This is a genomic window from Curtobacterium sp. MCJR17_055 (assembly GCF_003224335.1).
GTDB lineage: Bacteria > Actinomycetota > Actinomycetes > Actinomycetales > Microbacteriaceae > Curtobacterium.
This window is the reverse complement of record NZ_QKLF01000001.1, coordinates 628437-649196: the sequence shown is the minus strand read 5'-3', so window position 1 is coordinate 649196 and position 20760 is coordinate 628437. Positions and strand designations below refer to the sequence as shown.

Sequence of the window (20760 nt, the reverse complement as noted above, 5' to 3'; positions counted from 1 at the left end):
CCGTCCTGAGAAGGACCACATAGCTTCATCGGAACTTCACCCGAACGTCGGACTCATCAGGAGTGTGCTGCGTGCCCCGAGCGACACCGCCCAACAACCCCTCTCGTCGGTACCGCGCTCCGCGGCTGCTGACCTCGATCGTCGCGGTGGCGGCACTGGCCTGCGGCGGACTCGCCGTGGGTGGTGCGGCCTCGGCGGCACCGGCCTCCGTCCCCGCTGCGGCCGACCTCAAGCTCTCCGCGCCGTTGCGGAACGCGAAGCCCACGAAGACCGTCAGCGCGTTCGTCCGCACCACCGGTGCCGGCGCACTCGAGGTCGACGCCGCGGCGAAGGGCGGCGACCTCACCCGGTCGAAGCGGCCCTCCTCCGCAGCGCAGAGCCGTGTGGAGACCATCGAGTCGACCGTCGCGAAGGTGCGGGCAGCAGTGAAGGCCGCGGACCCGGAGGCCACCGAGCTGTACGCGACCGAGTACACGGTCCCGGGCATCGCCGTCGTCGCGGACGTCGCCGCCCTGGCCGAGATCGCGGAGCGCTCCGACGTCGAGAGCATCGTGGCGCTGACGCCGAAGAAGGTCGTCGAGCCGACGGTCAACGAGGACGCCGGTGCAGCCCCGTCCGGCGTCGACCCCGACGCCGTCCGTCCCGGTGCGGAGGGCGTCAGCCCGAAGAACGCCGCGAGCGACCTGTACACCCGGGCCTACGACGCCTGGACCGCGACCGGTCACACCGGCGAGGGCGTCAACATCGCCGTGCTCGACACCGGCCTCGACTACACGCAGGCCGACTTCGGCGGACCCGGCACGACCGCGGCCTACCAGGACGCCCTCGCCAGCACGGGTGCGCCGGCCTCCAGCTGGTACGACCCGTCGAAGTTCCTCGGCGGCTACGACTTCGCGGGTCCCACGTACAACGCGGACCCGAGCACCGCGGCCTACCAGCCCGTCCCGCAGCCGGACGCGAACCCGATCGACGGCAAGGGCGGCGACCACGGCACGCACGTCGCCGGTACTGCAGCCGGGTACGGCCTCGACGCCGACAAGACCACCTTCCGCGGCGACTACTCCTCGCTGACGCAGCAGCAGGTGCAGGACATGTGGGTGGGTCCGGGCAGCGCGCCCGAGGCCGGCCTCTACGCCCTCAAGGTCTTCGGTGACGGCGGCGGCTCGACCGACTTGACCGGTGCCGCGCTCGACTGGGTGGGCCAGGCGCTCACCGAGGGCAAGGACATCAACGTCATCAACCTGTCGCTCGGGTCGGACTACGGCGCGACCGACGACCCGGACAACGCGAAGATCGACGCCCTGACCGACCGCGGCGTGCTGCCGGTGATCGCGTCCGGCAACGCCGACGACTTCACCGACGTGGGCGGCGCACCGGGCACCGCCGAAGGGGCCCTCACGGTCGCAGCGGCCGCCGCCGGGCAGAGCCTGTACGACGGCGTCCAGGTGACCGAACCGGCCGACCTCGCGAAGACGTACCGGTCGCAGTACTCCTCGAGCTACCAGGGCACGCTCCCCGTCGAGGGTGACGTGTTCGTCCCGACGGTCGACGTCGACGGGTGCTCGCCCTTCACGGGTGACGAGGCCGCTGCGCTGAAGGGCAAGGTGGCGTGGCTGAAGTGGACCGACGGCGCGCTCGAGTGCGGCTCGAAGGTCCGGTTCGACAACGTCCAGGCCGCCGGTGGTGTCGGCGTGCTCCTCGCCGGCACGATCGACATCTTCGACTCGGGCATCGCGGGCAACGCGACCATCCCGGGTGCCGAGCTGACCGCGGACAGTGCTGCGAGCCTCCAGGCCGCTGCGAAGGCGGGCACCCTGCACGTGCGCTTCGCCCAGGAGCTCAAGGGCTTCGACATCGCCCGCGGGCAGGAGACCACCAACACCCTCGCGCCGTTCACCAGCCGTGGCGTCCACGGTTCGGTCGACGACATCGTCAAGCCGGACATCGCCGGCCCGGGCGTCAACGTCATCTCCGCCGCGAACGGCACCGGTGACGGTCGCATGTCGATGAGCGGGACCTCGATGGCCACGCCGCACGTCGCCGGTGTCGCCGCCCTGACGTTCGAGGCCCACCCGGGCTGGAGCGCGCCGGAGGTGAAGGCGGCGCTGATGAACACCGCGACCTCCGACGTCCAGCAGAGCGCGACCGACGACCAGCTGGCCACGCTGCTCCGACAGGGCACCGGCCGCGTCGACGCCCTGCAGGCGGTCCAGGACACCACCACGGTCCGCAGCCAGGAGAACGACGACCTCGTCACGGCGTCCTTCGGGGTCGTCGAGGTGAGCGGCCCGACGACCGCGAAGCGCAGCCTGCTGGTGCGCAACACGGCCGACGTCGCACACACCTACTCGGTGGCCTACGAGTCCCGGATCGCGAAGTCCGGCGTCGCCTTCTCGCTCAGCGCGACGACGGTCACCGTCCCGGCGAACGGCACCGCCACGGTCACCCTGACCATGACGGTCGCCGACCCGACGCTGCTGCGCAAGACGATCGACCCGACGCAGGAGCAGACCCAGCAGGGCTACCCGCGTGAGTTCGTCTCGGCGGCCACCGGCCTGGTGACCTTCACGCCGGCCGCGGCCGACGTGACGCCGCTCCGCCTCGGTGTGTACGCCGCGCCGAAGCCGGTCAGCGCCGTGCACGGTGACGACGTCACCTTCACGGGTACGTCGAAGTCGAGCACCATCGCGCTCAGCGGGACCGGCCTCGCCCAGGGCACCGGTGCATCGCGGTACTCGGCCCTCGCGGCACCGTTCGTCCTCGGTGCCACCGACCCGAAGGAGGCCTTCCCGGCCGGTTCGGCGCAGCAGTCCCTCGCGGCCGCTGACGTCCGGGCCTTCGGCGCCAGCTCGACGGCCGTCGGCCTGGCGGACAAGTCGCAGGGCGTCGTGTCCTTCGGTGTCCAGACACAGGGTCCGGACGCCAACCCGGGTGCCGTCACCAACGTCGAGGTCCTCATCGACACGAACCGGGACGGCGAGCCGGACTTCCTGACCTACGACGCGAAGTCCTCGGTGGTCGACGCGACGTTCGTCACGACGGTGGACCTCAACGACCCGAAGCAGAAGACGGTCGACACCTGGCCGCTCAACGTCGACGAGACGCAGGACACGAACACGTTCGACTCCGCCGTCAAGGTGCTCCCCGTGTCGCTCTCGGCGCTCGGGTACACCGCGACGTCGACGAAGGCCGCGTTCGACTACCAGGTCGTCACCGAGTCGGCGTACGCGCCGGGTGCGGCGACCACCGGGTCCTCGGTCGTGGACGAGACGAAGACGGTCACCTTCGACGCCTTCGCACCGGCGCTGTCCTTCACCCGTGACGGTGTCTCGACGCCGCTGTTCGCCGACGACTACGCCATCCGGGTCAACCGCCCGGCGTCGACCACGAACGCGAAGGTCCTCCTGCTGCACCTGCACAACGCGGTCGGGGACCAGGCCGAGGTGCTGACTGCGAACGCCGTGCAGCCGACGCTCGCACTGCGGTCGGGCAGCAAGGCCAGCGTCGGTGGATCGTGGAAGGTCGGACGGACCATCACCGCGAAGCCGGGTGAGTGGAACGCCAGCGGCGTCACCTTCACGTACCAGTGGTCGCGGGGCGGCACGGCCATCCCGGGTGCGACCAAGGCGACCTACACGACGACGACGAAGGACGTCGGGCAGCGCCTGACGGTCACCGTCACGGCGAAGAAGTCCGGGTACACGAGCGGGACGACGACCGCACTGTCCGGGCGCATCTACAAGTAGCGCGCGGTAGCACGAGGACGGAGCGGGTGGCCCACGGGCTGCCCGCTCCGTTCGTCGTCCGTCCGCATCCCCGCGCGAGCAGTGCGCGTACGGGACAGGTAGTTAGACGAACTAGGTAGTTGGTGGGAGTGTTGGTGCATGCGAACGAACACCCTGGTGCAGCTCCGACAGAACCCCATGGAGTGGCGTCGACGTGGGCTCACCCCGCCGGACGTCATCCGGGCGATGGTCGAGGAGCGGCTGGCCGAGCCGGGCCACACCCAGCCGATCGGCGACCCGTCCTACGCGGACTTCTTCCGGGGCTGACGCCCCGACTGCTGCGGGGCGCCTGACGCACCGCGGAACAGACGGGAGGCCCGGTACCAGCTGGTACCGGGCCTCCCGTCGTGCTCGGCGCGGGTGCGCCGTCGGTGACGTGACCGGCTCAGTTGCCGATCTTGCCGTCTGCGGCGTTCTCCGCCTTGTCGATCTGGTCGCCGTGGCTCCCGCCGGTGGCCTTGTCGGCTGCGCCGGCGGCCTTGTCGAGGCCGGCGTCGGTCGCCTTCTCGCCCTTGTCGCTGTTCGCGAAGTCCTTGGCCTTGTCGCTGAGGTCGCTCATGGTGTTCCTTCCGTTCGTCGGATCACTGACCGGTCCACCGTGCTCCGGTGGCCATCCGTCCGCGTTCAGGCGTCGTCACCGATCAGGCGTCATCGCCGGTCAGGCGTCATCGCCCGTCAGGCGTCGGGGCGCTCCTCGGCGGCCTCGCGCCCGCGGTCGGTCTCGGGCATGACGTCCTGCGGCGCACCCTCGACGGAACCGATGCCGCCGTCGGTGAGGTCCTCGGCCTGCTGGCTGTCGAGCAGGCGGCTCATGTCGTCGATCGGGTCGCTCATGGTGGTTCCTCTCGTCGGTGTGGATCCTGCATCGGATCGTGTCCGTCCAAGCGTGCTCCGTGCCCGGGGCGTCCTCCACAGGGACCGTCCGGCCGGTGACGCGGAGGTGACCAGCCGATAGACTCGGGTGGACCACCGGCCCGGACGGCCGTGTGCGGTCCTCCGCCAACGTGAGGAGAACCAGATGCCCGCAGCAGTCATCATCGGCGCCCAGTGGGGCGACGAGGGCAAGGGGAAGGCCACCGACCTCCTCGGTTCCCGCATCGACTACGTCGTCAAGTTCAACGGCGGCAACAACGCCGGGCACACGGTCGTCGTCGGCGGCGAGAAGTACGCGCTGCACCTGCTGCCCTCCGGCATCCTCACCCCGGGCGTCACCCCGATCATCGGCAACGGCGTCGTCGTCGACATCGAGGTCCTGTTCCAGGAGCTCGACGCGCTGAAGGCCCGCGGGGTCGACGTGTCGAAGCTCCGCGTCTCCGCGAACGCCCACGTCATCACGCACTACCACCGCACCATCGACAAGGTGACCGAGCGCTTCCTCGGCAAGCGCCAGATCGGCACCACCGGTCGCGGCATCGGCCCGACGTACGCGGACAAGATCAACCGCGTCGGCATCCGCATCCAGGACATCTTCGACGAGAACATCCTGCGGCAGAAGGTGGAAGCCGCCCTCGACCAGAAGAACCACCTGCTCGTCAAGGTCTTCAACCGGCGCGCGATCGACGCGGAAGAGGTCGTCGAGTCGCTGCTGTCCTACGCGGACCGCCTCCGGCCGATGGTCGCCGACACCGCGCTCGAGATCCACCGGGCGCTCGAGCGCGGCGAGACCGTCCTGTTCGAGGCCGGTCAGGCCACCATGCTCGACGTCGACCACGGCACGTACCCGTTCGTGACGTCGTCCTCCGCCACCGCCGGCGGTGCCGCGACCGGTTCCGGCATCGGCCCGGGCAAGCTCGAGCGCATCATCGGGATCGTCAAGGCGTACACGACCCGTGTCGGCGCCGGCCCGTTCCCGACCGAGCTGTTCGACGAGTCGGGGGAGTTCCTCCGCGCGAACGGCTTCGAGTTCGGCACGACGACCGGGCGCCCGCGGCGCTGCGGCTGGTACGACGCCCCGATCGCCCGCTACACGGCCCGCATCAACGGCGTGACGGACTTCGTGCTCACGAAGCTCGACGTCCTGACCGGTCTCGAGACCATCCCGGTGTGCGTCGCCTACGAGGTCGACGGTGTGCGCGTGGACGAGGTCCCGGTGTCCCAGTCCGACTTCCACCACGCGAAGCCCGTCTACGAGGAGTTCCCCGGCTGGTCCGAGGACATCACGGGCGCGCGCTCGTTCGAGGACCTGCCGAAGAACGCCCAGGACTACGTGCTCGCGGTCGAGGCGATGTCCGGTGCCCGGATCTCGGCGATCGGCGTCGGACCCGGTCGTGACGCGATCGTCGTCCGGCACGACCTGCTCGGCCAGGGCTGAGCGTGCGGATCCTCTTCGTCTGCAGCGGCAACATCTGCCGCTCACCGCTCGGCGCCCAGGTGCTGCAGGCGCGTCTCGGGCCGGCCGCGTCGGTGCACGTCGTCGAGTCGGCCGGCACCATCGCGGACGACGGCGCCGTCATGGACGGTGCGGCTGCGGCCCAGTCGGTGCGCCTCGGTGGCGTCACCGAGGCGCACCGGTCCCGCTACCTGACCGAGCAGATCGCCGCGTCCGCCGACCTCGTGCTCACCGCCGAGCGCTCGCACCGGTCCGCGGTCGTGCAGCTCGCACCCCGTGCGGCGAAGCGGGCGTTCACGATCAAGCAGTTCGCTCGGGTGCTCGACGGCCTCGAGCCGGGGGACCTCGCCGACGTGCACTCGCCGGAGGCCCTGGTCGAACGGGTCGCGCGCCTCCGCGGTGCCGTCCCGCCGCCGTCCGACCCGGCGGACGACGACGTCGACGACCCCTACCGTCGCTCGGAGGCCACGCACGTGCGGGTCGCCGACGAGATCGACGCCGCTCTGGCCACGATCGCCGACGCCCTCCGCGCCGTCTCCTGAGGCCGGATCGTCCGGAACGCGAGTACCCCGTTGCACCCCGTTGTACCCCGATCGGCGGATGGCGAAGCCCGTCGTTCCGGGGATCACGGATGAACATCCGGGGCTGAACCCGTGAATCGGCGGGCTCCGCTGTCGATCGGCACGCTCGGTGTCGTAGCGTTCAGGTACCGCAGCACGTACCCCGAACACGACAGGAGAGCGCGATGAACACGACCATCAACCGGACCGCCGCCGGGACCGACGTCACCCTCGACACCGACACCGTCGACATCGTCGCCGTCCTCGAGGCACAGGCCGCCACCAGCGCCCGTGCCGCGCGGGCCAAGCTCACCTGGACGCTCGAGGGCGACGACGAGTGGATCGCCAACTACGGCGGCTACTTCGGCGGCTACTTCGGCGGCTCCGTCGACAAGCGCGATGGCCGCTACGTCGCCTCGGACACCTTCGGCCTGGTCGTCGGCGACTTCGCATCGCTCGAGGACGCGCAGACCGCCCTCGCCGGTCACCTGCACGTCATGCTCCCGTCGGTCATCCGCCCGGTCGCGTAGCAGCCTCCCGCCGTACGACGACGCCCCGCTGGTACAGACCAGCGGGCGTCGTCGCGTCCGGAGGGGGCGCGTCAGTCCGGCAGGCGGTAGTTCCCGACCGTGATCGCGTGGGCACCCTGCCCGGCGAGGACCCGCACGACCGCGTCGGCACGGGTGCGGTTCGGCACCGAGTCCTTCGCCGCCCAAGCCGCGAGCGCGGCCTGCAGCTCGTGGTCGTTCGTCACGACGCTCGTGGTGACGGTGCCGCTCCGGTCCTCCGCCTGCACGAAGGCAGTGGCCGACGGCGACGAGTAGAACACGCACGTGTCGAACCAGGTGCGGGAGACGCCGGTCCGCTCGTCGACGAAGCGGGCGAGGCGACGGGCCTGCTGTCGGACCTGTTGCGCGGGTGACGCGCCCTTCGCCTGCACCCGGACGCGCCACCAGTTCTCGGCCTCCTCCTCGGCGTTGAGCACCTTCCGGCTCTGCACCTGGACGGCGAACGGCGGGACGAGGGACGACTCGTCGACCAGGTTCCGGAACGCCGGGTGCACCTCGCTCGGTCGTCGCCCGTCGAACACGATGCCGCTCCACCGCTTGCTCTCGATCACCAGACCGCGCCCGGAGTCGGACACCAGCACGTGGTCGACCTGCGCGACGAACTTCCGCCACGACCCCTGCTCGGTCTCCCCGACGGGCACGAACACGACGTTCGTCATGAGCACGCCGTTGACGCCGGCGGCCCGGCAGGCGCGGAGGATCGCCTGTTCGGACGCCTCCTCCCACTTCATGCCGCGGCGCAGGAGCGCCCGGCTCTCCTCGGCCTCCGATGCGGCGTCACGTCGGCGGGCCTCCGCGGCCTCCACCTGTGCGGCGCGGTCCGCCTCGATGCGGGCGGTCTCGTCGCGGTGCTCCGCCTCGCGCTGCGCGAGTTCGTCCCGCCGCGCACGGTCGGCGGCGTCGAGCTCGGAGCGGGTGGAGGCTTGGTGTCGCCGCAGGAGGATCACCAGGACGACCACCACGACGGCGAGCCCCCCGGCGACCGACCACGGCACGAGGTCGCTGGTCATGGACCAACCACACCACGCCGGCAGGCCGGGAGGCGCGTCCTGCGTCGGCGCGTCCTCGGCACCTCCGCCGTCGCTACGGTGGGGGCATGACGGAGCGGGGTTCGGCGTGGGGGTTCTGGCTGTGGGTGGTCGGCGGCATCGTCGTCTGCATCGCGGCCGTGGTCCTGCTCGGAGCGTGGTTCCGCATCGCCCCCGCAGCGACCGCCGGTTGGGCGGTGTTCGCCGTGAACAGCTTCCCGCAGCGACAGCGCCTCGATCCGCGTTCGCCGAGACTGTGGAGTGTCTCTGCCATCGGACTGTTGCTCGCCGTCGGGCTGGCGTTGTTGCTCGGCGCCGTCGGACTCGGCAGCGACGACGAGCGGACGGACAGTCCCGTACCGGGTGCGGTGCTCGGCGGCGTCCTGGTCGCGGCGGGCGCGCTCGGTTTCCTCCTGTTCTGGCTCCGCCAGCGCCGCACGGCCGTCGACGCCGAGGTCGAGCGGTACCGCGCGGCGGAGCGGACGCCCGACGCCTCGGCCTGAGCGTCAGCCCGCCGACCCGTTCCCCGCCTACCGGGTCGCGTCGGCGAAGCGGTCAGTGCTCTCGATCAACGCGTCGAGGATCCCCGGCTCGTCGAACGCGTGGCCGGCGTCGTCGATCATCCGGAACTCCGCCGACGGCAGCGCCCGGTGCAGGTCCCATGCGGTGACGGCCGGCGTGCACATGTCGTAGCGCCCCTGCACGATCACGGTCGGGATGCCCTCGAGCCGGCCGGCGTCACGGATGAGCTGCGCGTCCTCGAACCAGCCGTCGTGCGTGAAGTAGTGGTTCTCGATCCGGGCGAACGCCAGCGCGGTCGTCGGGTCCGCGTACCGGGCGACGAGGTCGGGCCGGGGCAGGAGGGTGATCGACGCCGCCTCCCAGCTCGCCCACGCCACCGCGGCCGGACCGTGCACGGCGGGGTCCGGGTCGGCCAGCAGTCGCTCGTACGCGCGGACGAGTCCGCCGGGCTGCCGCTCCTCGACCGGGACGGGAGCGAGGTACTGCTCCCACAGGTCGGGGAGGACGTTCGCGGCCCCGCCCTCGTAGAACCAGTCGATCTCGCTCGTCCGCAGCGTGAAGATGCCCCGGATGACGAGTTCGGTGACCCGCTCCGGGTGCGTCTCCGCGTAGGCGAGCGCGAGGGCAGACCCCCACGAGCCGCCGAACACCTGCCACGCGTCGATCGCCAGGTGCTCGCGCAGCCGTTCGATGTCCTCGACGAGGGTCCACGTCGTGTTCGCGGACAGGTCCGTCGCCGGGTCGCCGGCGTGCGGCAGGCTCCGGCCGCAGTTGCGCTGGTCGAACAGCACGATCCGGTAGCGCGCGGGGTCGAAGAGCCGACGGTGCTCGGGCGAGCAGCCGGCACCGGGCCCGCCGTGCAGGAACACGACCGGCTTGCCGTCGGGTGACCCGCACTCCTCCCAGTACACCTGCTGGCCGTCACCGACGTCGAGCAGGCCGGATCGGTTCGGTTCGAGCGGCGGGTAGAGCTGGCGCACGGGGGTCCTTCCGGCGGAGGGGTGACGGTCGCTGCCACCGTACCGCCGGGCTGTGGTGCGGGCCTCCGCGAGGAGGCGTGCCGTCACCGGAGGCGATCGTTCGACGAGGCGGACGAGCCGGGTCCGCGTCGACGACGGACGACGGCGACGAGGACGCCGACCACGAGCGCGGCCAGGCTGATCGCGGACACCCACAGGCCGGCCTGCAGGCCGCCGAGTATGACGTCCGGCGTGGCGCCGGGCTCGACGCCGGCGTCCTCCTGCATCCGGTAGTCGACACCGCTCGCGACGAGGAACGCGATCATCATGAGCGCGCCGACGCCGGCACCGATCGCTGCCGTCACGATGACCTTCCGCATCTGCTCGATCCTCCTGGGTCAGTCGAACTCGTCGTGCCAGTAGGGCGCCGGGACGCCTCCGGTGAAGACGACCTGTGCGCGCGTCCGGACGTCCGACTGCATGCGTCCTGCCGTTCGGAGTCCGAGGGCACGCGTCTCGGCGTCACCGAACGGCATCGCGACGCGTTCGGTGACGGCGCGCCACGAGACGATCGCCTTCGCCGTTCCCTCGCGGAGGCCAGCGGCCCGCGCTGACATGACCTCGCCGCTCCCGTCGTGGAGGAGAAGGACGTCGGTCCCGGGCTGGTTGCCCGTGAGCACGATGGCCGTCCCCGCTTCGGTCACCATGTCGATGCCGGCACCGGCTCCGCACCAGACGTGCGCGTCGTCACCGAGTTCGAGTTGGACGCGACTCGCCAGAGCGAAGGCGTCGGTGCGATGGGCGTCACGGACCTCTGCAAACGGCCAGGCGAAGTCCGGTTCACCGAGGGAGTCGAAGACGTCGTTCCACGCTCGGAGGTCGTCACGCAGCGAGCGGCTCAGGCCGAGATCCTCGGCGTCGGCGACACCGACGAGCTCGTGCGACCCCTGGTACCAGAGCGGGGAGTCGTCGACCATGTACTCGGCCATGACGAGGACGATGACCTTCACCACGGGCCCAGGGTACGCCGCCGCCTCGACGCGGCCGTCCGGCCGGTCCTGCTCCCGCCGGCGGGAGCAGGACTGGCCAGGTCACTACCAGGGCAAGGTGCCGTCGCGGTCGGTGACGGTCCCGGTGGGGGTGTCCGCGCCGAGGGTCGCGATCCGGACCGCTGCGTCGGCACCGTCCGCGACGCTGTGGCCGAGGTGACCGGTGAACTCGGTGGCGGTCTGCCCCGGGTCCACCGCGTTGAAGCGCACGTCACGGGTCGTCTTGGCGTACTGCATGGTCAGCATGGTGACTGCCGTCTTGGAGGAGCCGTAGGCCGCGAGCGGGTACTGCGATTCGACACGTTCCGGGTCGTGGATCATCGTGAACGACCCGAGGCCGCTCGTCACGTTGATGACCGACGGCTCCGTGGACCTACGGAGGACCGGGAGGAACGCGTTCGTCACGCGGACGACGCCGAAGACGTTCGTCTCGTAGACGGCACGCAGCTGGTCGACGGTCATGTCCTCGGGCGCGTTGACGTCCCCGAGGATGCCGGCGTTGTTGATCAGGACGTCGAGGTGACCCGCCTGATCCCGGACCGTCGCAGCCGCCGCCACGACGGATGCGTCGTCCGTGACGTCGAGCTGCACGAACGACGCGCCGAGCTCGTCGGCGGCCGGGCGGCCACGATCGGCACTGCGCGCGCCGATCCACACGGTGTGTCCAGCGGCGATCAACCGGCGTGCGGTCTCGTAGCCGATGCCTTTGTTGCCGCCGGTGATGAGGGTGGTCGTCATGGTTCTCCTGTCGGTGTCTGCTCGCCTCGGTGCGAGGGGCAGGAACGGGCGGAGGAGCGTGATGCCGGTCGAGGTCGCGGTCATCGTTCGGTCCTCTCGTGTTGGTGCGGGGACCAGCGTGCGACTCCGCGAGGACCCGAGCCAGGGACAGACGTTCCCAGGCTGTCCGCGCCCGAGGCGCAGAGGATGGACGGGTGTCCGGAGACCAGGGAAGAGCGCTCGGGGATCTCCTCCGAGCGTGGCGGGGACGGCTGAGCCCCGCGGCCGTCGGGATGGAGTCCTCCGGTCGACGCCGGACGGCCGGCCTCCGCCGAGAAGAACTCGCGCAGCTCGCCGGCGTCAGCGTCGATTACGTCACGCGACTCGAACAGGGTCGCTCCCGCACCCCCTCAGCCCAGGTCGTCCAGTCCCTCGCCCGCGCGCTCCAGCTCGACCGCGGTGAGACCGACCTCTTCCACCGCGCGGCAGGACTGGCACCGCCCCGGAGGGATGCCATGTCCCGGCACATCCCACCCGGTGTGCACCGCCTGCTCGTCCGCATGGCCGATCTGCCGATGGCGGTGTTCGCGGCGGACTGGACGCTGGTGCACTCCACGCCGCTCTGGCGGGCGTTGTTCGGAGCCCCGTCGGTGCTGCGTGACCCCGAGCAGAACCTGGTCGTGCAGACCTTCCTGGACGGGAGCGTCGCCGAGATCGCGACAGCGCACGGCGGCCCGGACGCCTTCGAGCGTGCTCTCGTCGCGGACCTCCGGCGCACGGCCGGGACCCTCGGGGAGGACGCCGACTTCCAGGCGTTCATCCGTCGACTCCGGGACGGGAGCGAACGCTTCGCTGCGTACTGGGACGAAGGCCGTGCGGCGGCGCACCGGTCGCTCGTGAAGACGGTCCACAACCGGATCGTCGGTGACGTCACCCTCGACTGCGACGTCGTCACCGTTCCCGACTCCGACATCAAGCTGGTCGTCTACTCCACGGCGGAGGAGGGCCCCGACGCCGACAAGCTCGACTTCCTGCGCGTCGGAGCCGTCCGAGCAGCGGACGTCGTCGACCGATGACCGACGTGTGACCGGGGCTCATCATCGGATCGTGAACAGACGACGGACGGGTCGTGTCCTGAGCAGCCCGCCCCGTGGTCACCTCCGACGCGACGGACGGGAGGCTCCCCACCGGTCGTGTCCGGCCCCGCCGCTCGCGCGTGGGGCCGTGCCGGCCGGGGGAGAGCCTCCCGTCGGTTCGTCGCTACTGCTCCGTCGGCGCGACGCGGGGCAGCGCACCCAGCCGTCGGCGGACGAGGACCGCGGTCCCCGCGGCGAGCAGCAGGAGCGCCGTCACGCCGAGCAGGCCGAGGCCGTGGGCGCCCGTGAAGGCGAGGTCGCCCTCCGGAGCGGCTTCGCCGCCGGCGCCCGGACCGTCATCCCCGGGCAGGAGGGCGCCCGGTGCGGGCGTCACCGCTCCGTCGTCACCCGGGCCGTCATCGCCCGGGCCGTCGCCGTCGTCGTCACCGCCGTCGCCGGGAGCCGGCGACGCGGGGTCGGTCGGGGTCGGGCTCGGCGTCGGGGTCGGGTCGACGTCGTCCGGTAGGGCGACCGCGAACGCGACCGCTGCTCCGCTGCGGGTGCCGATCGACTGGACGGCCTCGGCCGAACCGGTCGCCGCGGCACGGACGAGTGCGGCGGTGCGGGCGGTGTCGTCCCCGGCGACGTCGACCGACCAGGTCCCGTCCTCGGCGACCTCGGTGCTGCCGTCGACCGCGCCGGAGAGCGTGACCGTGGCACCCGGGTGGCCGGAGCCCGTGATCGTCGTCGGGACGACCTCGGTGCCCGGCTCGTCGACGGTGAGCGCGTCGAGGTCGGCGCGGGCGGTCAGCCACGACTCAGCGGTGATCGGGTGGTCGACCACGCGGGTCTCGCCGATGCAGCCGTTCCAGCCGTTCGTGGCGGCATCGTCGACCCAGTCGCTGCCGAACAGCCACGGCATGCCGTCCTGCACGGTCTGACCGCCGGTGTCGGTGGCGTTGCGGAGCACCGGGGCGCCGTCGATGTACATCGTGGTGGTGCGGGCGTCGACGTCGTTCACGAGGGCGACGTGCAGCCAGCGGCCGGGGATGATCTCGCCCGACCAGGCCGTGCGGTCACCCTTCGACGGGTCGGCGGTCACCTCGGTCCACTGGAACTCCTTGAGGTTCGAGATGCCGAGTGCTGCGGGCGAGGCCGTCCAGTCCCAGCGGGTCTGCGGGACGCCGATCTGTGAGCGGTTGCCGCTGCGGACGATCGCCTTCGACCAGGAGTTCGCGCCGTCGGTCCACGAGGGGTCGACCTCCAGGAACGTCTCGATCGTGTAGCCCTCCGGGAAGGTGGCCCGGTCGACGGCCGTGTCACCGGGGGAGGTGAGCGCGCTGAAGCGCTTCGCGGCCTTGTCGGCGTTCGCGAAGCAGAGACCGGCGCCGTCCGAGGAGAGCGGGTGCGACTCGTCGGTGACGGTCACGTCGCCGTCCTGCGCGGTCGGGGAGCCGGACTCGGCGTGGGTCATGCGGGTGAGGTCGGCGTCCCCGACGACGTCGTCCACCGTGGCGCCGGGGGCGAGGGTGCCGGTCTCCTGCTCGCCGGGACGCCACCAGGCCAGGGTGCCGTCGACGATCGTGTGGTCGGCGCGGCCGCCCGGGAGCTCGGTCGTGACGGAAGGCGCTCCCTCGAAGCCGTCGAGGAGCATCTGCCGTGCGCGTTCGATGAGCGGCGGCTCGTCCGCGGTCCCTGCGCGGAAGTCCGGCGCGAAGCCCGCGAACCGGGTCCGGAAGTCCACCGGCACGCTGTAGCGCTGGTTGGCGGCGTCGAGCAGCGGCTGGTCGTAGGACGTCAGCGTCTCGGACGGCTTCCACGTCACCCACGGCGACGCGGTCTGCATCGCGAGCGTGCCGTTCGTCAGGTCGAACTCCATCAGGCCGAGGTAGCCGTTGCCGCCCTCGTAGTCCATCTGGTGGTCGATGAGGACCTGGGTGACGGCGTGCCCGGCGTCGTTCGTGCGCTCTTTCCACGTGGAGCCGTGGAAGTGCCCGTTCAGCGTGAGGAACACCTGGTCGTTCGGGGCGATGAGCTGCTTCCACAGGCGCTCGCCGTAGGCCGTGTCGACCGCGGTCAGGCCGTCGGTCGCGATGTTGATGACCTCGTGCGAGGTGAGGATCGTCGGCAGCGTCGGGTGGGCCGCGATGACCTGGTTCGCCCACGCGAGCGTCTCGTCGGAGGCCCGCCACGGCAGCGCGAGCGAGAGGAAGCGCTGCCCCTCGGCCTCGAACACGTGGAACTGGCTGAGCCCGGTGCGGTCCGTGCCCGACTCGATGGTCGGCTGACCAGTGGCGCGGGTGGCCGGGAAGGTCCGCAGGTACGGCTCGGCGGCGAGGTCGTACGACGTGTCGTACACGGTGTCCGCGGAGTTCCGGACGTCGTGGTTGCCGGTCGTGATGCTGTACGGCATGTCCGCGTCGTCGAGCACGGACATCGCCCGGTCGGCGGCCTGCCACTCGCCCGCCTGGCCGACCTGGTCGACGACGTCGCCGACGTGGGTGGTGAACGGGATGTGCAACTCGTCGGCGTTGTCGGCGAGCCACTGCGTCTGCACGTGGAACGGGTCGTCGCCGTAGCGGGGGAGGAACTGCGACGCCGAGTAGCGGGAGTAGAACTGCGTGTCCGGCAGCACCGCGAGGGTGAAGCGGGACGCGAGGTCGGCGGCCGGAGCCGGAGCGGCGGCGGCCGGTGCGGGGGAGACGATCAGGGCGGGGAGGCCGACGGTGGCGGCCACCGCCAGGGCGGTGACACCCAGGGCGGTGGTCCTCCGTCGGGAGGCCCGGGGGAGTGGTCGGTGTGCGGTCACGCGACGATGCTGGTGGCGTCGTCTGTCGCGCTGGTTTCCTGAGTGTGACCACAGTGTGAGCGGGAGGCGACGCGCGGCGCTGTCGCCGCGCGGATGACTTGTCTCCTCAGCACGCAACTCGTCACCGATCCGCGTTCCTCGGTCCTGCCTCAGTCAGCGAACGTCTTCCAACAGCAGCGTGACATGCACGCTTGCTTGTCGTCGGGGTGGACACGGCGTTCGGCAGGGACGTGTTCGAGCGGGACGCGTGCAGCGGTCTGGACCCCGGGCCGGCGTCTGCCGACGGGAAGTGCCGCACCCTTGCTCGGGTACGTGGACGGTGTTGCGTTCAGCGCCCCTTCACCGGGCATTTTCGCGGGACAGTCATACGGGAGTCCCCAGGTCAAGCAGGGCACGGGAAAGTTGTCGTGGTTGTCGCCGCTGGCCTTGTACCGGTGAACGACCGGCTATCGAGACGGGCAATGGCCTTCGCGTACCCTTCGAGTCGAGCGCGCACCTGCGCGCTTGACGAGAGGACACCGTGGTTGCTGCGTTCACTGGCATTGGATTCGAACCGATCCCGACGGCGATCGTCGCCGTACTGGCTGCTGTGATCGTCGTCAGCGCCATCATCAGGAGGCGCCGCCGCTGAGCGGTGCCTCACTGGCCGATCCTTCAGTGAGACGTAGCAGTTTCGAGGCCGAAGCTGGCGGCAATGAACTCGGCGGTCGTCTCTGCGGTGAGCTCGCTGGTGTCGAGCCACCAGCCGCGGTCGCCGAAGTCGCGACGCATCGACTGGTCGAGTTGGTCGTACCCGTCGAAGGTGAACCGCTCGTTCGCTTCCCTGCCCGCGTTGCGTTCCCTGCATGTTCCTGTGGTCGGAGCGAGAACAACGAGCGATGAAGGATCCAAGGAGAGATGCTCGAGGAGCCGGTTGAGGTGTGCACCGTCCGGGATGACGCAGTCGATGACGGTGACGAAGCCAGCGTCGGTGAAGTTCTGGGCAAGTGCAGCGAGGTTGCGGTAGCTGAGCTCGACCTGGCGGGCGGCTTCGACAGCGGGCTGACCAAGTGGCCATACGGCTCCGGCGATGATCATTGCGTTTAGGTCGTCGGCTGCGATCCGCGCGGCGCGTGGCAGTTTCGCTGCGAGGAGGCGACTCACGGTGGATTTGCCGGCGCCAGGCATTCCGGTCAGGATCACTGTCTCCACGGAGCAATCTGACCACATCTGTAGTCACCGGCTCTCGGGCGGTCTTCCAGCCGTCAGCGTGATTCCCTCGACCCAGAAGTCGCGGTTGTCCGGTAGCCGATCGGCTACCGAGACAGGGACGAGCAGGATCTGCACCGATAGCCGATCGGCTACCGAGACAGGTCGGTGAGGGTGCGCGACCATGCGACTTCAGTGCCAAGCTGACCGGTTCCGACGAACAGGCGTACCTGTTGCGTCTCGGGTAGCACGGCCGCCAGGCGTTCTCGGTCGGCGTTGGTGAAGCCGAGCTTCTGCCAGAACGGCCCCGACCGTCGCGAGAACAGCCACGCGCACGATGCCCCAGCCTGTGCCGCTTGTTCGAGTGCGAACATGGCGAGGCGCGAGCCGGCACCGGCCGCACGACGGTCGGGCGCGACGGCGACGCTCCGGATCAGCGCGTGGGTGCCGTCCCGGCTCAGCTCGAAGCCGGTGCTGCCGATCACTGTCCCGGCTTCGTCCTGTTCGATCCAGAGGTGAACGGTCGGCTCGTCAAGACCGGCAAGGGTGAGGTCGGCGTCCCGTAGGAAAGCACGAAGGGGGTCGACGTCATGCTCGGTCACGGTGTGGAACGTCACGCGCTCATCGTTCCAGCACTCGGCGTCCGGTGGCCGATCGGCTATCGACACGAGTCGTCGCCCTTCGTGCTTCGCGCTCTGAAAAGCCCTTCCACGACCCAGCAGCCGACGCCGACCGCGATCAAGACGATGACGATCCACACCGGTGTCGGTTGATCAGTCGCCGCGGTGCCCGCGAACAGACTGGTGCCGAGCAGCACGAAGAACAGGCCCGCTCCACCGACGAGTGCAGCTCGCACCTTGAAGCGGCCTGCACCTTCTGGTCGAGGGAGGCCGAGGGAGTCGAATTCGTGCCGCATGCCGCGGAGCATACGGCTCTCCCGTTACGGACCCGTGGCTGCCGGAACCGATAGACAAGGAGCTACGGCCAACGAAGGAGTTGTCGATGCTGGTTCAGGTTTGTGGTCTTCCCGGTGCAGGGAAGTCGACGCTGTCTGCTGCGATCGCGGAATTGACGCCCTCGCTGACGCTTCGCGTTGATGCGATCGAAGGCGCAATGTGGAAGTACCAGATCCCGCGCGAGCAGTCCGGAATCGCCGCTTACTCGATCATGCATGCCATCGCGGTACCAAATCTGCGGCGCGGACAGGTGGTCATCGCCGACGCGGTGAGTGGCGTTGAACCTGCTCGGGCTGGATGGACGTCGACAGCGGAAGCCGCTGGCGTACCGCTGCGCGCGATCGAGGTCGAGTGTCCGGACGTCGATGAACACCGTCGCCGCGTGGAACAGCGTGCGAACGACCTGCCAGGGTTCACGTTGCCGACGTGGGACGAGGTGCAGCGCACCGCCGACGGGTACGAGCCCCGCACGGACGATCGGCTCGTCATCGACAGCACCCGCCCTCTCGAAGAGACCGTCCGCCAGGCCCTTCACTACCTCGGACTCCACGCCCGCTATGGGATCGGAGATCGAGACGACAACCCGTTCGGGCTCACAGTCCCGGCTGAAGGCTTCGCTAATCTCGTCTGATGGGGATCACCGTTCGACCAGCCACCGAAGCCGATCACGATTGGCTCTTCCAACTGCACGAGGACGCGCACAAAGAACTGGTCGAAGCCGCCTACGGCCCTTGGGACCCAGAGCAACAGGGGCGCTTCTTCGCTCCGTTGGTCGGTGACCACGACGTGCACGTCATTGAGCAGGATGCGAAACCAGTCGGAGGCCTGTATCTCGGTGCCCGCGGAAACGACCTTTGGCTTGAACTCATCGAGGTGCGCCCTGAGTGTCAGAACGAGGGCATCGGATCGGCCGGTCTCAGATGGGTTCTGGAAGAGGCTGCGAAGGCGCACCGCGGGACGTTGCTGCAGGTGCACAAGATGAACACATCGGCCCGCCGCTTGTACGAGCGGCTCGGCTTCGTCCGCTTTGAGGACACAGAGACTCACCACCTGCTTCGACACGCGTGATGCCGACGTCCCGCTGAGGGAACCGCGAATGGGACGCGGGCACGCTCGATCGGGTTGACTGAGCACATGCTTGAAGTGAGGACGCGAGCGGCGCGCTCGACGGCCAGTTGGATGGTCGCGAAGCCCCTCGAAGAGACGCATGGTCTGTTCGTGCGAGTCGCCACGTCGACGCAGCGCGCAAGGATCATGTCGTCCGCGGATGCCCGCGTCGAACTTGGCGTACGCGGGAACCTGTACTCCTGGGGTGAGGTCATCACCATTGACCTCACACCGACGACCGGCGGGACAAGCGTTACTGCTCGATCGCGTCCAACCGTGCCGACGACGCTGTTCGACTGGGGCGAAGGTGCCCGCGACATCCGCGCGTTGCACGACGCGGTCGGCCATGCGAGCGACACCGGCGACGGTGAGACCGGAATCGCCGCGGCGGCGGCCAACGTCGGGCAGCTCTCTCCGTGGCCGAAACCCATTGCCTGGTTCTCAGCTGTCACTGGTGCTCTCATGCTCCTGCTCGCGCTGGTCAACCTTGTGATCAATACCGCCAGCATCGGGTCATGGTTGCCGCTGCTGATCCTCGGGCCGTTCACGCTCGTGTATGCCATACGTAGCCTGCGAGCCGATGACCGCTGGTCTCGTATTCAATGAAGCCGCGAGGCGTCCGGCAGAGGACCGGCTACCGGGAAGGAGGAGTGCCCATACCCAGGGCTGTCGTCACGTTCCGCAAGCAAAGGCCTCTGCACTGCAGCAGTGGCGAAGAGGATTAGCCCGGAGACGGGTCGACGGCTGTTCGCGGTCCTCGGCTTCGTCGGGCTTGTTGTTTTCTTGGCCGCCGTCGTACTGATCGCTCTCGATCCTTCTCGGCCAGCTCCGTACTTCACCGCCGTCAGCGGGCTCTGCGTGATGATCTCCGCCGTCATCGTATTCGGCGCGAATCGCAGGCCTTCAAAGCGCTGACAAGCAGAGCAGACGGTTCTCAGTCGCTCGTCCCGCTGAAGGATCGGCTACCGGGCGTCTGCTGCCCCGTGGTGATCGGACTCGTCGTCCCGGATGTCTGCTCTTGGTCGTCGGAGAACGAGACCTGCGCATCCCGCGGCCAGGGAAGCGCAGACGGCTGCCGCCGGCAGGACGAGTTGCCAACCGCCCACCGTCAAGAGCAGACCGCCGACAGCGGCAGCGACGAACGCCAGTACACCCACAATGACCGATGCGCGGCGGACCGGATGCGCCACGAGTTCGTCTTCCGCGCGGTTCCTCACGATCACTCCGACCCGCGCGACGGTAGCGGCCACCACGACTCCCAACGGGATCGCGACCTGTGAGGCGACAGCCACCGATTCCCAGTCCACGGAGCTGTACCTGATCGTCCCGAGACTGAACATCCCGACGGCGAAGACCGCGCCGGCGAGGACGACCACAGCAGGGAACGCAACTCGGCGCGGACAACTCATCGCCGACTCGTCCCGAGATGCCACCATGCCGCCAGGGTGGATCGCGGCGCGCGGAGATGCCGCCACTGGACGGGAGGCGCGGTGCGAGCCCGCCCCGGGCCTCCCGTCCGGCGGTCCCGCCGCGTGCCAGCATGGTCGCATGCCCGTCGTCGAGTCCCGCTGTGTCGTCCCGGTCGACGTGGACGTCGCCTTCGCCGTCTCGCAGACGCAGGGCGAGGTCCGGAAGCGATGGGACCCGTTCATCCGGCGGCAGCACCTCATCGGCGCGACCGTTCCTGGCAAGGGGGTGCGGACGTACACGGTGCAGCGGTTCGGCCTGGCGATGGAGAGCGAGTACGTCTCGTACAACCCGCCCTCGAACGTCGGCATGAAGATGACGAAGGGCTCGTGGTTCTTCGAGCGCATGGGGGGCGGATGGCGGTTCAGCGCCGCGGAGGGGCAGCCGGGGCACACCCTGGCGGTCTGGCGCTACAACTTCACCTGCAAGCCGAAGTGGCTGGCCCCGCTCGCGGAGCGCATCGGCGTGCTCGTGCTGCAGCGGGACATCGACCGGCGGATCGCGGGCTTCGCGCGGGGCTGCGAGGACCCGGTGGTGCTGGCCGCCGCGGCTCCGGACCGGGGTCGCTGACGGGTGCAGCGGGGCTGCATCCTTTCGATGCAAGTCCCGCACGTGCCTCCCTCCGCCGGTCGTCCCGGC

At 70.0% G+C, this 20760-nt stretch carries 23 protein-coding genes; 11 read left to right on the top strand and 12 right to left on the bottom strand.

Going from position 1 to position 20760, the window contains the following annotated elements; translation table 11 throughout:
- The first annotated feature begins 71 nt into the window (after positions 1 to 71).
- On the top strand, positions 72 to 3746 hold the full coding sequence (locus DEJ16_RS03000) for a S8 family serine peptidase (protein WP_110858024.1): 3675 nt from the start codon (positions 72 to 74) through the stop codon (positions 3744 to 3746).
- Positions 3747 to 3884: 138 nt separating this feature from the next.
- Positions 3885 to 4052: a hypothetical protein gene (locus tag DEJ16_RS15665; protein WP_181419427.1), complete on the top strand. Its 168-nt coding sequence runs from the start codon at positions 3885 to 3887 to the stop codon at positions 4050 to 4052.
- Between the two features lie 118 nt (positions 4053 to 4170).
- Here the strand turns inward: DEJ16_RS15665 and DEJ16_RS02995 are convergent, their stop codons facing one another.
- Together DEJ16_RS02995 and DEJ16_RS15660 are read right to left on the bottom strand one after the other, a co-directional pair.
- On the bottom strand, positions 4171 to 4344 hold the full coding sequence (locus DEJ16_RS02995; protein ID WP_110823435.1) for an Rv0909 family putative TA system antitoxin: 174 nt from the start codon (positions 4342 to 4344) through the stop codon (positions 4171 to 4173).
- A gap of 116 nt (positions 4345 to 4460) precedes the next feature.
- On the bottom strand, positions 4461 to 4619 hold the full coding sequence (locus DEJ16_RS15660; RefSeq protein WP_181419426.1) for a hypothetical protein: 159 nt from the start codon (positions 4617 to 4619) through the stop codon (positions 4461 to 4463).
- 184 nt (positions 4620 to 4803) lie between these two features.
- Between DEJ16_RS15660 and DEJ16_RS02990 the strand changes: the two genes are divergently transcribed.
- The 3 genes from DEJ16_RS02990 (at position 4804) to DEJ16_RS02980 (ending at position 7204) form a co-directional block, all read left to right on the top strand.
- Positions 4804 to 6096 (top strand): adenylosuccinate synthase, encoded by a 1293-nt coding sequence (locus DEJ16_RS02990; protein WP_110823436.1) that lies wholly within the window; start codon positions 4804 to 4806, stop codon positions 6094 to 6096.
- A gap of 2 nt (positions 6097 to 6098) precedes the next feature.
- Positions 6099 to 6656: a low molecular weight phosphatase family protein gene (locus DEJ16_RS02985; RefSeq protein WP_110823437.1), complete on the top strand. Its 558-nt coding sequence runs from the start codon at positions 6099 to 6101 to the stop codon at positions 6654 to 6656.
- Positions 6657 to 6859: 203 nt separating this feature from the next.
- The gene (locus tag DEJ16_RS02980; RefSeq protein WP_110823438.1) at positions 6860 to 7204 is read left to right on the top strand and encodes a hypothetical protein; all 345 of its coding nucleotides are present in this window, start codon (positions 6860 to 6862) and stop codon (positions 7202 to 7204) included.
- A gap of 71 nt (positions 7205 to 7275) precedes the next feature.
- On the opposite strand, the gene DEJ16_RS02975 is transcribed toward DEJ16_RS02980, so the two are convergent.
- Entirely contained in the window at positions 7276 to 8253 is a 978-nt protein-coding gene (locus tag DEJ16_RS02975) for a nuclease-related domain-containing protein (protein ID WP_110823439.1), read from the bottom strand.
- 86 nt (positions 8254 to 8339) lie between these two features.
- Between DEJ16_RS02975 and DEJ16_RS02970 the strand changes: the two genes are divergently transcribed.
- Positions 8340 to 8774: a hypothetical protein gene (locus DEJ16_RS02970; RefSeq protein WP_110823440.1), complete on the top strand. Its 435-nt coding sequence runs from the start codon at positions 8340 to 8342 to the stop codon at positions 8772 to 8774.
- 27 nt (positions 8775 to 8801) lie between these two features.
- Here the strand turns inward: DEJ16_RS02970 and pip are convergent, their stop codons facing one another.
- The 4 genes from pip to DEJ16_RS02950 form a co-directional block, all read right to left on the bottom strand.
- Entirely contained in the window at positions 8802 to 9773 is a 972-nt protein-coding gene (gene pip, locus DEJ16_RS02965) for a prolyl aminopeptidase (RefSeq protein ID WP_110823441.1), read from the bottom strand.
- An 83-nt stretch (positions 9774 to 9856) separates the two neighbouring features.
- Positions 9857 to 10132: a hypothetical protein gene (locus tag DEJ16_RS02960; protein ID WP_110823442.1), complete on the bottom strand. Its 276-nt coding sequence runs from the start codon at positions 10130 to 10132 to the stop codon at positions 9857 to 9859.
- 18 nt (positions 10133 to 10150) lie between these two features.
- Entirely contained in the window at positions 10151 to 10765 is a 615-nt protein-coding gene (locus DEJ16_RS02955) for a hypothetical protein (protein ID WP_110823443.1), read from the bottom strand.
- 81 nt (positions 10766 to 10846) lie between these two features.
- Positions 10847 to 11539 (bottom strand): SDR family NAD(P)-dependent oxidoreductase, encoded by a 693-nt coding sequence (locus tag DEJ16_RS02950; RefSeq protein WP_110823953.1) that lies wholly within the window; start codon positions 11537 to 11539, stop codon positions 10847 to 10849.
- 194 nt (positions 11540 to 11733) lie between these two features.
- Here DEJ16_RS02950 and DEJ16_RS02945 point away from each other — a divergent pair, with 194 nt between their 5' ends.
- On the top strand, positions 11734 to 12594 hold the full coding sequence (locus tag DEJ16_RS02945; RefSeq protein WP_110823444.1) for a helix-turn-helix domain-containing protein: 861 nt from the start codon (positions 11734 to 11736) through the stop codon (positions 12592 to 12594).
- Positions 12595 to 12778: 184 nt separating this feature from the next.
- Here DEJ16_RS02945 and DEJ16_RS02940 read toward each other — a convergent pair whose 3' ends face one another.
- The 4 genes from DEJ16_RS02940 to DEJ16_RS15445 form a co-directional block, all read right to left on the bottom strand.
- On the bottom strand, positions 12779 to 15403 hold the full coding sequence (locus tag DEJ16_RS02940) for a LamG-like jellyroll fold domain-containing protein (protein WP_146232793.1): 2625 nt from the start codon (positions 15401 to 15403) through the stop codon (positions 12779 to 12781).
- A gap of 654 nt (positions 15404 to 16057) precedes the next feature.
- Positions 16058 to 16594, bottom strand: a complete 537-nt coding sequence (locus DEJ16_RS02935; protein ID WP_220032673.1) for an AAA family ATPase — start codon at positions 16592 to 16594, stop codon at positions 16058 to 16060.
- A 149-nt stretch (positions 16595 to 16743) separates the two neighbouring features.
- Positions 16744 to 17208 carry a GNAT family N-acetyltransferase gene (locus tag DEJ16_RS02930; RefSeq protein WP_220032674.1) on the bottom strand — a complete coding sequence of 155 codons (465 nt, stop codon included), beginning with the start codon at positions 17206 to 17208 and terminating at the stop codon, positions 16744 to 16746.
- A 41-nt stretch (positions 17209 to 17249) separates the two neighbouring features.
- The gene (locus tag DEJ16_RS15445; protein WP_146232792.1) at positions 17250 to 17507 is read right to left on the bottom strand and encodes a hypothetical protein; all 258 of its coding nucleotides are present in this window, start codon (positions 17505 to 17507) and stop codon (positions 17250 to 17252) included.
- Positions 17508 to 17593: 86 nt separating this feature from the next.
- Between DEJ16_RS15445 and DEJ16_RS02925 the strand changes: the two genes are divergently transcribed.
- The 3 genes from DEJ16_RS02925 (at position 17594) to DEJ16_RS02915 (ending at position 19260) form a co-directional block, all read left to right on the top strand.
- Complete coding sequence (locus tag DEJ16_RS02925) at positions 17594 to 18178, top strand: ATP-binding protein (protein ID WP_110823447.1); 585 nt, start codon at positions 17594 to 17596, stop codon at positions 18176 to 18178.
- On the top strand, positions 18178 to 18615 hold the full coding sequence (locus DEJ16_RS02920; RefSeq protein WP_110823448.1) for a GNAT family N-acetyltransferase: 438 nt from the start codon (positions 18178 to 18180) through the stop codon (positions 18613 to 18615). The genes DEJ16_RS02925 and DEJ16_RS02920 overlap by 1 nt, the downstream gene beginning before the upstream one ends.
- A gap of 66 nt (positions 18616 to 18681) precedes the next feature.
- On the top strand, positions 18682 to 19260 hold the full coding sequence (locus DEJ16_RS02915; RefSeq protein WP_146232791.1) for a hypothetical protein: 579 nt from the start codon (positions 18682 to 18684) through the stop codon (positions 19258 to 19260).
- Between the two features lie 356 nt (positions 19261 to 19616).
- On the opposite strand, the gene DEJ16_RS02910 is transcribed toward DEJ16_RS02915, so the two are convergent.
- Positions 19617 to 20030 carry a hypothetical protein gene (locus DEJ16_RS02910; protein WP_110823451.1) on the bottom strand — a complete coding sequence of 138 codons (414 nt, stop codon included), beginning with the start codon at positions 20028 to 20030 and terminating at the stop codon, positions 19617 to 19619.
- Between the two features lie 172 nt (positions 20031 to 20202).
- Here DEJ16_RS02910 and DEJ16_RS02905 point away from each other — a divergent pair, with 172 nt between their 5' ends.
- Positions 20203 to 20691 (top strand): SRPBCC family protein, encoded by a 489-nt coding sequence (locus DEJ16_RS02905; protein WP_110823452.1) that lies wholly within the window; start codon positions 20203 to 20205, stop codon positions 20689 to 20691.
- Positions 20692 to 20760: the final 69 nt, after the last annotated feature.